The 14,940-nt window shown below is 38.5% G+C and carries 11 protein-coding genes; 10 read left to right on the forward strand and 1 reads right to left on the reverse strand.

What is annotated here, in order from left to right; all coding sequences use genetic code 11:
* Positions 1-249 (reverse strand): hypothetical protein, encoded by a 249-nt coding sequence (locus tag AC0L7T_RS13565; RefSeq protein ID WP_473343198.1) that lies wholly within the window; start codon positions 247-249, stop codon positions 1-3.
* Positions 250-485: 236 nt separating this feature from the next.
* Here AC0L7T_RS13565 and AC0L7T_RS13570 point away from each other — a divergent pair, with 236 nt between their 5' ends.
* The 10 genes from AC0L7T_RS13570 to AC0L7T_RS13615 all read left to right on the forward strand — a co-directional run bounded on the left by AC0L7T_RS13570 (position 486) and on the right by AC0L7T_RS13615 (position 14,803).
* Positions 486-1,478 (forward strand): GSCFA domain-containing protein, encoded by a 993-nt coding sequence (locus AC0L7T_RS13570; RefSeq protein ID WP_473343199.1) that lies wholly within the window; start codon positions 486-488, stop codon positions 1,476-1,478.
* 11 nt (positions 1,479-1,489) lie between these two features.
* Complete coding sequence (locus tag AC0L7T_RS13575) at positions 1,490-3,523, forward strand: thioredoxin domain-containing protein (protein WP_473343200.1); 2,034 nt, start codon at positions 1,490-1,492, stop codon at positions 3,521-3,523.
* A gap of 8 nt (positions 3,524-3,531) precedes the next feature.
* Positions 3,532-6,045 (forward strand): replication restart helicase PriA, encoded by a 2,514-nt coding sequence (gene priA / locus AC0L7T_RS13580; RefSeq protein ID WP_473343201.1) that lies wholly within the window; start codon positions 3,532-3,534, stop codon positions 6,043-6,045.
* A 359-nt stretch (positions 6,046-6,404) separates the two neighbouring features.
* Complete coding sequence (locus AC0L7T_RS13585) at positions 6,405-7,418, forward strand: alpha/beta fold hydrolase (protein WP_473343202.1); 1,014 nt, start codon at positions 6,405-6,407, stop codon at positions 7,416-7,418.
* Positions 7,419-7,427: 9 nt separating this feature from the next.
* Entirely contained in the window at positions 7,428-8,312 is an 885-nt protein-coding gene (locus AC0L7T_RS13590; protein WP_473343203.1) for an acetoacetate decarboxylase family protein, read from the forward strand.
* Positions 8,313-8,326: 14 nt separating this feature from the next.
* On the forward strand, positions 8,327-8,824 hold the full coding sequence (locus AC0L7T_RS13595) for a hypothetical protein (RefSeq protein ID WP_473343204.1): 498 nt from the start codon (positions 8,327-8,329) through the stop codon (positions 8,822-8,824).
* A complete protein-coding gene (locus AC0L7T_RS13600; RefSeq protein WP_473343205.1) occupies positions 8,817-9,230 on the forward strand; it encodes a patatin in 414 nt (137 codons plus the stop codon). Before AC0L7T_RS13595 ends, AC0L7T_RS13600 begins: the two co-directional genes overlap by 8 nt.
* 78 nt (positions 9,231-9,308) lie before the next feature.
* Positions 9,309-10,754 (forward strand): patatin-like phospholipase family protein, encoded by a 1,446-nt coding sequence (locus tag AC0L7T_RS13605; protein ID WP_473343206.1) that lies wholly within the window; start codon positions 9,309-9,311, stop codon positions 10,752-10,754.
* The gene (locus AC0L7T_RS13610) at positions 10,744-12,480 is read left to right on the forward strand and encodes a metallophosphoesterase (protein WP_473343207.1); all 1,737 of its coding nucleotides are present in this window, start codon (positions 10,744-10,746) and stop codon (positions 12,478-12,480) included. The genes AC0L7T_RS13605 and AC0L7T_RS13610 overlap by 11 nt, the downstream gene beginning before the upstream one ends.
* Complete coding sequence (locus AC0L7T_RS13615) at positions 12,464-14,803, forward strand: GMC family oxidoreductase N-terminal domain-containing protein (RefSeq protein WP_473343208.1); 2,340 nt, start codon at positions 12,464-12,466, stop codon at positions 14,801-14,803. Before AC0L7T_RS13610 ends, AC0L7T_RS13615 begins: the two co-directional genes overlap by 17 nt.
* The last annotated feature ends 137 nt before the right edge of the window (positions 14,804-14,940 follow it).

The following is a 14,940-nucleotide window of genomic DNA, read 5'->3' on the forward strand; positions in this document are numbered from 1 at the left end:
TTAGTTTACAATGGCTTTTTCCAAATCCGTGATTAACTTTTTAGAGACTGAGCGGCTACTTTTTTCTTTGGCTTCCTTCAATAAGTCCAAAGCTATCTTAGATTTCATTTTCAAACCTTCAGGGTTGTTGTCAAATCGATAACTTCCCAAACACCATTTTAGCTCGGCGGTTAAACCTTCATCGATCTTTAATTTGCTTAACTTGTCAATAGTATTTTCTACTGATTTTTCTAATAAAATTGATTCCATTTTTTATTTCATTTATGGTTAAAGTAAATAATGTAACAATATTATTAATAATTATTAAATATTGAAATATTGTCAGTAAAAAATTTGAATACCGTATAAAATAAGCAGAACATTTGTGAATACGTTAAATTTGAATTTAGGCATTATTTAAGCTTCTAATCCCTCATATTTTCATTAATTTGTTCTTTTATTTTGGCTCCAAGATTAGGGCCCTACAAAAAAAATAAATTTTAAAAATGAAAAGTTTTAGAACTACTTTCCGCTTTAAGGAATGTGAAAAAGGAATAAACCATTCGTCCAGTGTGGTAACTATAGGGTCTTGCTTTTCAGAGGTGGTAGGAGATAGATTACACCATAGCAAATTTGATACCTTAGTGAATCCCTTTGGAACGACCTTTAACCCTGAATCTATTTTCAATCTGCTATTAGATTCTTTGATACCAAAACCTGTAAATCCTGAAATGTATTTAAACAGGCATGATAACTTTTTTCATTACCAACTTCATTCTTCATTTAATGCTGCATCAAAAGAAGAATTGGCTGAAAGAATAGAAAAAAGCCAGTCTTTGGTCAAAAATAAACTGGAAACAGCGACTCACTTATTTATTACCCTGGGCACTGCATTTGTTTATCGATTGTTAGAAAATGAATGTGTAGTAGCAAATTGTCACAAACAGCCACAACAATACTTCTCCAAAAGTTTACTTGGCCCAAATGAAATGGTGGATAGTTTTAATACATTCTATCAAAAATTATTGTCTGTTAACCCCAATATTCAGGTGGTATTGACTGTTAGTCCAGTGAGGCATATCAAAGATGGGATTCCCGATAACCAATTGAGCAAAAGCTTGTTAAATGTGTTATGTCATCAGTTAGTTTCAATATATCCTGAAATTTATTATTTCCCCGCTTATGAAATAATGATGGATGATTTGAGGGATTATCGTTTTTACAAAGAAGACATGATACACCCCAGCTCAATGGCCGAAGACTATATATGGAATGAATTTCAAGATGCATTTTTCAATAATGAAACCAAGGAATTGATTCAGCACATTGATCAAATCCAAAGGAATCTTAGCCATAGACCATTTAATCCCCATTCACAGGCGCATTATAATTTTCTTCTCAAACTTCAGGAATTGATTTCGCTAATGCCATCTAACTTGGATTTCACCAACGAAAAACAAGCAATCAAAGATCAGCTGAGCGTATTTAAAACGGATTGACCTTACCCATTATGAAAGCCAATAAACTGATTAAAAGCAAAAGCCTGTACTTACAGCAGCATGCCCATAATCCGGTACAATGGTACCCTTGGTCAGAAGAGGCTTTGAACAAAGCCAAAGCAGAGCATAAACCCATATTGGTAAGCATTGGCTATTCGGCCTGTCATTGGTGTCATGTTATGGAAAAGGAAAGCTTTGAAGACATGGCCGTTGCAAATCTAATGAATGCCCATTTTGTCTGTATAAAAATTGACCGGGAGGAAAGGCCCGATCTGGATAATATATACATGGAAGCAGTACAGGTAATGGGTTTACAGGGAGGTTGGCCTTTAAATGTTTTTCTGATGCCTGACCACAGGCCTTTTTATGGAGGTACCTATTTCTCAAAAAACCAATGGATGAAAGTATTGTCTGGAGTTGCCCAGGCTTTTTCGCAACAGTATGAAGAATTGGTGAAAAGTGCCGAAGGTTTTGGAAGAAGTATTGACCGATCAGTTGTAGAGAAATACGGATTAAAGAGAGAAAATGCTGAATTTAGGCCAGAAAGAGTAAGGGGAATGGCCGAGCATTTATTGAAAGGCATAGATCGGGAATGGGGTGGAATGAAAAGAGTCCCTAAATTCCCAATGCCTGTCATTTGGAGCTTCTTATTGGATATGGCCATTTTGGACGACCAAAAAGGCTTAGGGGAGCAAGTTTGTTATACCTTAAAAAAAATAGGAATGGGTGGCATATATGACCACCTGAGTGGGGGATTTTGTCGTTACAGTGTGGATGGAGAATGGTTTGCCCCCCATTTTGAAAAAATGCTATATGACAATGGTCAATTACTGAGTCTTTACAGTAAAGCCTTTCAATACAGTCGAGATCCTTTTTTCGAAGAAAAAGTAAGAGAAACCATAAGCTGGTTACTAAGCGAAATGCGCAGTACAGAAAAAGGTTTTTATTCAGCGCTAGATGCCGATAGCGAAGGAGTAGAAGGAAAATTTTATACCTGGACCTATAATGAGTTAGAGGAATTATTAGGAGAAGATTTGGCCTGGATCAGCCAGTTATATGGTATTAAGCCAGAAGGGAATTGGGAATCGGGTTTGAATATTCTTTTTCAGACCTTACCCTATGCCGAAGTTGCTCAAAATCATGGATTTTCCATGGTTGAATTTGAAAAAAAGTTAAAGAAAGTCAAGCAAAAGCTTCTTCAAATGAGGGCTTTAAGAGTAAGGCCTGGATTGGATGATAAAATCATAAGTGGATGGAATGGATGGGTCATTGATGGGCTATGTCAAGCCTATTTAGCGATAGGTGAACAGGGATTCCGTAAAACTGCCTTAGAGACTGGGAATTTTATTTGGAGCCAGATGGTTTATGACAATGTGTTGTATCGGAATTTTAAAGATAAAGAGGCTTATACTCCCGCCTTTTTGGAAGATTATGGAGCCGTAATTCAATCCTTCATTTCACTTTATAAAATTTCATTTGATCCCCTTTGGCTCAGTAGGGCAGAATTATTGACACAAAAGGTGATGGATAATTTTTTGGATGAAAGTGATGGCTTGTTCTATTTCAATGATCCTAAAACCGAAAAACTGATTGCCGATAAAAAGGAGGTTTTTGACAATGTCATTCCTGCCTCTAATTCTGTAATGGCTAGAAATCTTCACCAGTTGGGCCTATATTTATACAATGATTCCTACCTTTCACTAGCGGAAAGCATGTTGCAATTGGTCAGTGAAATGTTGATGAAAGAACCGGATTTCCTAGCCAACTGGGCAAACTTTTATTTAGAAAAATCAGTTCCCACAGCGGAAATAGCTATTACAGGCAGGGCGGCATGTAATGTGGCTTTATCGCTACAGTCAGCTTATCATCCCAACATGGTTATTGCTGCAGAAGCAGGCTTGAGCAGCAAGGTGCCTATATTGGCTGGTAAGTTAGGTGAAAGGTCTACCTTGTATGTTTGCTTTAATAAGGCTTGTAAAAAGCCTGTGGAATCTATAGAAGCGGCCATTAAGCAGCTACCTTTTTTGCCCAAACCTAGACAATAAGATTAACAGTGGAAGACCTCTTTGGAAATAACTACCCTTTATCAAGCAAAAATCTGTACGCGGACATTATCCTTCCGGTGCCTATTCCGCTTACCTTTACCTATAGTGTAGGGCCTGAATTACAGGAGGAAATAGGCATTGGTTATCGTGTAATGGTTCAATTTGGTAAGAAAAGAATTCTGACGGGAATAGTTGCCAAAGTCCACCAAAAGGCTCCGGAAGCGTATAAGGCAAAACCGATTCTGGATTTATTAGATGAGTATCCTATAGTAAATGCCCTGCAAATCAAATTCTGGGGATGGATGGCCAGTTATTATTGTTGCCATATAGGAGAGGTAATGAATGCCGCCCTACCGAGTGGACTAAAGCTTTCTACAGAGAGTAAAGTTCAAATGCATCCCGATTTTGAATTGGATAATCCTGGATATCCCATGGATGATAGAGAATTGCTGATTCTTGAGGCCTTGGAGAAAAAGGAAGAAATCAATATTGATCAGCTGGAATCAGTGGTGCCGGTAAAAGACCTTCACAAAATTATTAAAAGTCTTCTTGGCAAGAAGGCTATCCTGGTTTATGAATCTGTAAAAGAAAAATACAGCCCTAAGATTGAAGTTAGGATTCGTCTGTCTCAAGAATACATTTCTGAACCCAATAAGCTCAACGATCTTTTTGAAGGGATAAAAGGGAAGGAGAAGCAAGAAAATGTCCTCCTCAAATATTTACAGCAGGTACCAATTTTTCAGAATAGTGAGCTAAATGAGCAAGGACTATCAAAAAAAATATTGACAGAGGCGGGATGTTCAGCATCTTCCATTGATACCCTAGTTAAAAACAAGGTTTTACAAAGCTTTAAGGTGAAAATAAGCCGTTTTGCGCCCATTCCGGTTGATGAGAAGCCCATTGAGCTGTCAGAGGTGCAAAAGGAGGCATATGATGCCGTACAGAAGGAATTTACAAGTAAATCAACCGTCCTTCTACATGGGATTACTGGCTCTGGGAAAACGGAGATTTATATAAAGCTTATAATGGAAGTTTTGGAGAGTGGGTCTCAAGTATTGCTTCTACTTCCAGAAATCGCCCTCACCACCCATTTGGTAGCTCGATTACAAAAAGTATTTGGAGATAAAATGGGGGTATTTCATTCCAAGTATTCTGACAATGAGCGTGTTGAAGTATGGCAGGGGGTTATATCAGGTAAATATAATTTCATCACAGGAGTTAGATCTTCTTTGTTTTTGCCTTTCGACAGCCTGGGGCTAGTAATTGTAGATGAAGAACATGAACCCTCCTACAAGCAATATGATCCTGCTCCCAGGTTTCATGCCAGAGATGCTGCCATCATGATGGCCTGGTTGCACCAGGCCAAAACTGTTCTCGGTACAGCCACCCCAGCATTTGAAACGTTTAACAATGCCCAAAATGAGAAGTATGGCTATGTGAGAATGGACAAACGCTATGGCGATGCAGAATTACCTCATTTTCACTTGGCCGACATTCTAAAGGACAAAAAGAAGAACCTGCTAAAATTAGATTTTACCAGGCTATTAAGAGAAAAAATTCAAGATGCACTTAACCATCAGGAACAGGTGCTAATTTTTCAAAATAGAAGAGGATATGCCCCTTATATTTCTTGTGATGAATGTGGCTGGATTCCCGAATGTGAGCATTGTGATGTCAGTTTAACCTACCACCAGTACCAGGAGGAATTGAGATGCCATTATTGTGGCTTTAAAGACAAAGTTCCAACAAAATGTCAGGCCTGTGGAAGTAATAAAATCACTACGGTAGGATCAGGTACAGAAAGAATAGAAGAAAATCTCTCTTTACTTTTTCCAGAAGCCCGTATCCTAAGGATGGACCTGGACACTACCCGAAGCAAATATGGCTATCAAAAAATATTAGAGGAATTTGGGTCTGGAAATGTAGACATATTGGTAGGTACCCAAATGATCACCAAAGGTCTCGATTTTGATAGGGTTTCCCTGGTGGGTATTGTAGATGCAGATCGAATTTTGTTCTACCCTGATTTCAGGTCTGGTGAAAGGGCTTTTCAACAGATTACTCAAGTGGCTGGAAGAGCTGGAAGAAGAAATATTACAGGTAATGTAGTCATTCAAACAAGGCGTCCTGACCAACTGATTTTCAGACAGATAATGAGTGGTAATTACAATGATTTTTACCAGCAGGAAATGGGGGAGCGGCGCCAGTTTTATTACCCTCCCTTCGTAAAGAATATCAAGATAGTAACCAAGCACAAGGACTTTAAAACAGCAGAAACAGCTTCCCTTCAATTAAAGAATCTGCTATCCGATATTGAAGGAAGGAAGATAATCCTGGGGCCGGAAAAAGCCCTGATTGGAAAGATTAAAAACCTATTTCTTTTTGAAATCTGGATCAAACTTGAAAAAAGCACCGGCACACAAGAGCGCTTTAAGCAGGAAATGGTACGGATCATTTCTGAACTACAAGGCGACAAGCGTTTTCGTTCTGTCAGATTTTTAATTGACGTAGATCCTTACTAGTAGGGGTTTGCTTGTGCCTGTATCAATTTTTTCAATCCCCACCATTTTACATTTAAAAGCAATAATCTGAAAGAGGAAGACGAGGAAGGCCACTTAATTATAGTTAGATGGCCCATTTCAGTTAATGAAATTACATTCCTTTTTCCATGTTTTTATTTTTTATTAATTCAAAGCTATTCAGCAGGATTACTTGAACTATTGATTTAAGAATGTATTTACTTTAGATGCTTATTCAGTCTTAATCATCAATGATATTTGTTTTAATAGTATATTTCTAGGGATTATTAGTTATATTTTTGAAGAAATGGAATTTGATGTTAATTTTATTTTGTTAAATTTAGGAAAGGAAAATTTGATAAATGAGTCACTATTTTGAAACCATAACCTTTGAATCTTTAGATGGCTTCCAGTGTGACTTGAAGCATCTATTGTCTCCCTCTGCAACGAAAGGACCAGTTTTGCTGGTGCATGGGGCAGGGGTAAGTAGCAATATATTCAATCCTCCCTCTAGTAATAACATTATTCACGCGCTTGCAGAAGCAGGTTATGATGTATGGCTAGAAAACTGGAGAGGAAGTATTCAATTTGAACCAAATGAGTGGAACTTAGATCAGGTGGCTCAATATGATCATCCTGCAGCTGTAAAAAAGGTTGTCGAACGCACGGGATCAAAAGAAATAATGGCAATTATTCATTGTCAGGGAAGTACTAGTTTCATGATATCTTCCATTTTAGGCCTTATTCCTGAGGTTAAATTGATCATTAGCAATGCGGTATCATTGCATCCTGTGGTGCCTATTTATTCTAAAATCAAACTGAATTTGCTTGTACCGTTGGTCAGCAAGTTTTTTAAATACCTGGATCCTCAGTGGGGATTGAGAGCTCCTGATTTTAAATCAAAAATGATCTTAAGGGTAGTAGAGGCGACGCATTGGGAAAAAGATACCCGGGTCGGGAAAATGGTCAGTTTTACCTATGGATCAGGCTTTCCCGCATTATGGGAACTTGGCAATATTGATGAGAGAACGAAAGATTGGATACAATATGAGTTTGCTCATGTTCCGCTATCCTTTTTTTCACACATGCAAAAATGTGTTAGGAGTGGTGCATTGGTGCGAAATGATAAGGGAGCAGGGGGGTATACAGAAAAGGCACCAATGACAACGGCGAGGTTTGTATTGTTTGCAGGTAAGAAAAACAAATGTTTTTTACCCAAAAGTCAGGAAAACACCTTTGAGTACTTAAATAAACTACAACCAGGATTACATAAATTGTACTTATTGGATGATTATAGTCATCTGGATGTATTTTTTGGGAAAAATGCACATAAGGATGTCTTCCCTAAAATGATAAATGAACTTGAACTTGGATAATAAGCCATTATGCCCCCAAAAAGAATTAAGAAATACACCGGTAGATATGCGCTGGTAGACGGTATACCCTATACCATGCCTGTAAGCTCTTCTGATTCGCCAGCATTAATGGCTGGGTTTTCATGTGACTGGGAGAAAGCCAATGCGCTATTGCCTGGAAATGAGATTCATGCCATGAAATTGCCGAATGGTCGGGCTGCATTGATGATTACCATTATCAATTACCTGGATACCAGCATAGGTAAATACATTGAATACAGCATTGCCATTGCCTGTACTCATGGCTCCAAACCAGCCCCAAGGATTTTAAATTCCCTATTATTGGGGCATTATGGTACCGGCCAGTACATATTGGATCTTCCTGTAAGTAGCGAGATATCTGTTAAGGGAGGAAAAGGTATTTGGGGAATGCCCAAGCACCAAGCCAACCTTGATTTTAAGGTCACCGAGGACAAAGTGACCAGCCAATACGAAAAGGATGGGCAGTTTGCTTTCAGAATAGAAATTAATAAACCTAAATCTCCTTCAATCAAGCTAAAAGTAGGCGCAACCAATTATTGTAGGTTTAGAAATATGTTGATGGCTTCCTATATTTATTTTGAATCAAAAGCAGGTATTAACCTACTGGGAAAGGCGAAAGGAAGTCTTTTTATTGGAGATCATCCAAAAGTAGCCGCTTTAAAGAATATCGATATCAATCCAGATCCCTTTTTTACCACTTTCATGCCAAAAACCAATGGCATATTGGATGATCATTTCGACTCTTGGTTTATGACTTATGATGAACCACCGGAAGTAATGACCGAAGGTTTAGAGTCAGTTTATCCACTTGGGTATACAGAAGATTGGCTACCTGCGCCATCTATCTCAGATTATGAAAAGTTTCGCATTTAAAATTATACTAAAAGATGAGTCCGCTTAAAAAAACATTATTAGATATCAATAATGCCTATATCTTTTTTTGTTCCTCTATTTATTTAGGAATGTTCTGGTCATTGCATTATTTCTGGTTCCCGAATTATCCAAAGACCTTAAACCTTACCAATTATTATGATGCCATAATTCCACAAACAGACCTTGCAACAAAATTCTTCTTTGTGTCCATTCCTATAATGGCAATAGCATTGGTGATTATGCTAATTACGGAATGGAAATCTGGACTTAGATGGGTTCCTATAGCCTGGATACCAGGACTTTTAGCACCTGTATTGATCCAACAACTCTATATAGAAGATGTTAACAACCAATTTAAAGCAGGGTTAACTGATGAAAGCACTTTGCAAGCATTGTTATCTGAATGGATGTGGCTAAATGATCTTCGTTGGATTATACTTACCCTAATGTGGTTAATCACGATGTATTTCTTTATCGCTAAAGCTAAAAGCAAACACCAAAACAATGGATGAGAAAAAAATATTAGGTTTATCATTTCGGTACACAGAATTACTGGTGGTATTAATAGCCTTCATAACTTTGGTATCCGGTGTAGTCCAAATGTTGGCGCCATCCTTTATGCTTGATTTTATTGGCAAGGAAGTACCTACACCTTCTTCAGCCCATTTCTTTGCTATAGTAGGCATGTTCATGGCCCTCTTTGGAGGAATGGTGCTGCATGCTGTATATAGTTCAATTACCAATAAACAGGTTATGTTATGGTCCGCACTTCAGAAATTTGGAGCATTTATAGCAGTATCTATAGGCGTGTTTAATGGTTTGTTCTCGATCCTGGCCATGTCTGTAGCCATTTTTGATCTTTTCTCAGGAGTGGTTTTTATTGTCTATTTGAGAGTACTCAATGCTTCCAATACTTAATAGACCTTTTTAATGAAGTAGGTACTTCTATTAATTGAATACAGAATCAAAAAGGTCATAATTTAATTAACAATCAGGATGTTAATTGTTAACCAACAAAATGACAAACACCCAAACCGCACCTTAATATTGGCAGGCGGGGGCATGCGTGTGGCCTATCAGGCAGGCGTGATGAAAGCAATGGAAGAAGAAGGGCTCGTCTTTTCTCATGCAGATGGTGCCTCAGGAGGTATTTTCAATGCAGCCATGTTGGCATCAGGACACCCTGTGGATAATATACTGGAAAAATGGAAGTCATTAAATTTCAACCATTTCACTTCCTTAATAAACCTGAAAGAATATTTTACCCCATGGAAACTCAAGGCCTTGGGCGATGCGGATGGGATCAGGGACAAGATTTTGCCCCATTTTGAGGTAAGTGTACCGAAGATCAAAAAACTTAAATTACCTGTCACTTTTTCGGTTTGTAACTTTACTGAGAAGACCATCAATACAATTTCAACAGATCAGCTAGAAGAAAATCATTTGCTGGCTGGTGTTTCCTTACCCATCCTAATGCCAGCCCTAAAAATCAAAAAGGATTGGTTTATTGATGCCGTTTGGATTAAGGATGCCAACCTATTAGAAGCCGTCAAAAGAGGAGCTGAGGATATTTGGCTGATTTGGGGAATAGGCAATTACCCTTCCTACCTACCAGGTTCCCTTAATCAATATGTTCATTCCATAGAAATGAGTGCCAATGGTGCCTTGTTTGAAGAGTTTGAACAAATAAAATGGATCAATAAGCAAATTGCACTCGGCAATTCTCCATTTGGTCAGACCAGACCGATTCAAGTGTTCATTGTAAAACCAAAACTACCTTTACCTCTTGATCCTGAATTGTTTCTAAAGAAAATAACGGCAAGGTCTCTTATAAATATGGGGTACCAGGACACCAAAAATTACCTTTTGGAGAAACCTGAAAATGGAAATTTTCTTGATTTCAGGGCTACACAGACCACCGATTCTGGCGATTATATCTGTTTGCCCATGAAATTTTCAGGACGGCTTATTGAGAAGGATAAAAACCACCCTGTAGATTACTATATTTTTCTGCGCAAAACCATTGTGAATGGAGTGGAAAGCTTTGAAGCCTTTTCCAGCCTAAATTATAAAGATACAGCGGATGAAATAATTGGAGGCCTTACCAAGGTTAAGGTGACAGGTAAAGCACCTGGTGAAACCGTGATTGGAATTGAAACAAATTTGACCAGTAAAGAAAATCGTTATTTGCTGAAAGCTGAGTTGCGCTGCTCAAGTCCATGGTCTTGGTTAATGGGGCTTGCATTTAAATCTGTTGAAGTAAGTGTTTATTCAAGTCAGGAAGGACAGGAAAAGGTTTTTATGGAAGGGAAACTGCACCAATCCTTTTTATCAAGGGTAAAAGCTGTAGGACTTAGTTTGGCAAAAAAGAAAAGCGGTTCAAACGGGGGCATAGGATTTAAATTTGGAATGATAAAAAAAATATTACAAAATGAAGTTTGAGAGAAAACCAATGGTCAATTGGTATGACCCAAAACAGTTGGCTTTCACAAGTGTCAAAACCGTATTGTCTTCAGTTTTCGGTAATTTTGCGGATAGAAGAGAGCTGCAGGCGGCACTTGACAAGGAAACCAAGCCTTTTGATTATTCTCAGAAAGAGGAATTGTGGTTTGACTATGTATCTGACTTAGGTGATGGATTCAATCCCACTTTTACGCTTGCCCAATTATTGGCCAGAGATAATTTATCCCTCAGGGGGAAAACCCTTAAAAGGGGAGATATTTTGATAATGGGTGGTGATGAAGTTTACCCTACTCCCGAAAATATTGAGTATGACAATAGGCTAAGGGGACCATATACAGCCGCTTTTCCAAAGAATAAAATAAATAGTGTGAGGCCAGATGTTTTTGCTATTCCCGGAAACCATGACTGGTACGATGGATTGACCAATTTTCTAAGACTATTTACCCAAAAGCGTTCCCTTGGCAATTGGAAAACCCAACAGAATAGAAGCTATTTTGCAATTAAACTACCTTATGATTATTGGATAATAGCCATTGATATCCAATTGAATGCGGACATTGATTTTCCTCAAATTTGCTATTTTAAAGAAATAGCAAAAGAACATTTCAATTCCGATAGCAAGGTTATTTTGTGTACTTCAGAGCCATCATGGGTTTATAAATCATTTGACCTTAAAAATGATTCTTTTGACCGGCTTCAGTTCTTTATTGACAAGGTTCTTTTTGGTCAGGGAGATAAAGCGTATGAGGAGAAGAATAAAGGAATAAACATCGAGGCGATATTAACAGGCGATTTACACCATTATGCCAGGTATGAAACGGTAAAGGATGAAGCCAGGCCCTGTCAGTTGATAACTGCCGGCGGAGGTGGAGCTTTTATGCATCCGACCCATACTTTGCATGAAGAAATAAATGGTATTCATGATAGAAAGGCCAAACTTGAAAAAACCTTCCCACCAAAATCAAGTTCGGTCAAATTAAGTTTGTTAAACCTGGCCTTTCCGTTTTTTAGCCGTACAATGCTCTTGTTTTTCGGCATTTATAATGTTTTTACTTCCTATATACTTCAAACGAAGATGACTGATGGTACGACATTGATGGAAAACCTGTCTAAATACAATCTGTTTAACAATGAATTTCCGGAGATATTTGATGCCATAAGTACTACTTTGCTACACTTTCCAACGGCACTATTTCTCAACCTTTTGTTATTTGTGGGTATTGTAATGTTTACAGATACCAGTTCGGGTAAAAAGAACCTGAATTATATTGCTGGAGTAATTCATGGCCTGCTACATTTGGTCAATTTTTATTTCCTTCTTTGGCTTTTTTCTTACCTGAACCTTAATGTTTGGAGTATGGGTGTCAATGAGGGATTATCGATACTATTGTTTTCTGCTGAAATGATACTTGTTGGTGGCCTAATCAGTTGTTTCTTTTTTGGCTTGTACCTGACCATAAGTGTCATTTTATTGAAAAACCACATTACTGAAGCTTCTTCTTCCTACCGTTGGGAAGGGTATAAAAACTTTTTAAGGATTTCAATTAATAAAAAGGGGCTTACCATTTACCCGATTGGGCTGAAGAAAGTGGTTAGCAATTGGAAACAAATCGGGACTGAAGAAAAACCTCATTTTGAAGGTGGCCCCATAAATTATGAATTGATAGAGGACCCTATATTTATAAAAAATGAAAAAATTAGCTAAACCACTGGCCAGTATCAAGCCTGAATACGATTATGTAATCATCGGATCAGGATATGGTGGAAGTATCTCAGCATCAAGGATGGCTAGGGCAGGACAATCTGTTTGCCTGTTAGAAAAAGGCAAAGAATTTTTACCTGGTGAATTTCCCGATACCCTTTTGAATGCTTCTAAAGAAATGAATTTTGTTAGGGGGAAATCTACCAGTCTTGAAAAAAATGGACTGTATGAATTTACCATGGGCAATGGCATTAATGTGTTTAAAGGATGTGGCCTGGGAGGAACTTCCCTGGTAAATGCCAATGTCTCCATCGAGCCGGAGGATAGGGTGATGCAGGATGCAATGTGGCCAGAAGCAATAAGGCAGGATTTGACCTCATTTGAAGAGGGGGTAAGTAGGGCAAGGGAAATGCTGAAACCCAATCCTTACCCAGAAAATAAAAATGGCTATCCAGTACTAAAGAAGACAGAAGCCATGCGTAAATCCGCTGATTTTATGGCTTCTCCATTTCGACTTTTGGATATTAACGTAAATTTTGAAAACAAAACCAACCATGTAGGTGTAAAGCAAGCGAAGTGTACCAACTGTGGGGACTGTGTGACCGGATGTAATATAGGTGCAAAAAATACTACGGCAATGAATTATTTGCCAGATGCTTACAATCACGGAGCCGAGATTTTTACATCGATAAATGTCCGGTATGTCAAAAAGGCGCAGGGGTATTGGCAGGTATATTATCATCCAATAGGTATTGGTAGGGATAATTTTGATGCACCGCTGATGTTTATCAAAGCAAAGAATGTAATCCTTAGTGCAGGCTCTTTGGGATCAACGGAAATATTGTTTCGATCAGCGAAAATGGGGCTGAAAGTCTCCAATAGACTGGGCATGAGGTTTACAGGGAATGGGGATGTTCTTGGCTTTGGTTACAATAATGATGAAAGAATCAATGGAATTGGCTTAGGCAATAAAGGTACCGATCAGATTGCCAACGTTGGGCCATGTATTACCAGTGTAATAGACCTTAGAGAGCGAGATAATTTGGAGGATGGTATGACTCTCGAAGAGGGGACCATTCCTGGTCCAATAAGGAGCATTATGCCCAATGCACTGATCGCTTTTTCCAGATTAGCAGGAAAAGACACCGACAGAGGCTTTAAGGATTATTTTAAAGAAAAGTACAGAGAAATCAGAAGTTTAGTCCTTGGCGCCTTTCACGGTGCCTTGGCCCATACCCAAATCTACCTCGTCATGACACATGATGATGGAAATGGCACCATGAAAATGGATGATGAAGGTAAGTTGACACTCAACTGGGAAGGGGTAGGCAAGCAGGAGATATTCAATAAAGTGAATGGTGAAATGTTCAGTGCCACCCAGGCACTTGGAGGAACAAAAATACCCAACCCAACCTGGAACAATCTAATGAATTACGACCTGGTAACCGTACACCCCTTGGGTGGATGTGGCATGGGGGACAGTGCGGATAAAGGAGTAGTAAATCACAAAGGACAAGTCTTTGCTGGTGAAATGGGCACCGATTTGCATGAAGGATTGTATGTATTGGACGGCGCAATTATTCCCCGACCAGTGGGAACCAATCCGCTCTTGACAATAAGTGCATTGGCAGAGAGAAGCTGTAAGCTAATTGCCGAGGAGAAGGGCTACACCTTGAAATATGATTTTGGAACTAGCCCCACTTTAGAAGGAGAACATACTACTGGTACAGGAGTACAGTTTACCGAAACCATGAAAGGATTTATAGGTTTAGGAGAAACAGAAGATTTTGATAAAGGATTTGCCAAAGGGAAGTTAGAAAATACCACTTTTGAGTTTACCTTGACCATACAAACGGAAGATATTGATGCATTTGTGGCAGATGAGAATCATGCTGGAAGTATGATAGGTAACATGATAGCTCCTGGGATTAGTAAGGCCCCTCTATCTGCTTACAATGGGGTTTTTAATTTATTTATTCAGGATAAAGGAGACAAAGAAAGAAAACGCATGAATTACAATGCGGAGCTAATTAGTCCTTCAGGCGAAAATTACTTTTTCGAAGGTTTTAAGGACATTTTCAATAACAATGTTGTAGATGCCTGGAAGGATACCACCACGCTTTTTATCACCTTATACGAGGGCAATACGCCTGGTGGTAACATTGTAGGCAAAGGCAAATTGGTGATTAAAATTTCTGACTTACTCAAGCAATTAAGAACTGTAAAATCCTTACACCCAAAAAATAATGAAGAGGGTAGGAAAGCTATTGGGTCTTTTGGGAAGTTTTTTGCAGGAAACGTATTCGAAACTTACTTTAAACTTTAAATCCAAAATAGGCAATTTACCTTCTAATACTGGAAGGAATCATTTCCTAATTGAATTAGGGAAATGCTATTGCCACCTTATTAAGGACAGGAAAGACTATTGTGTAATTCTCCTTAGAAGAGACCAATGCGTATACT

The organism is Cyclobacterium sp. 10D3-21 (assembly GCF_055809755.1).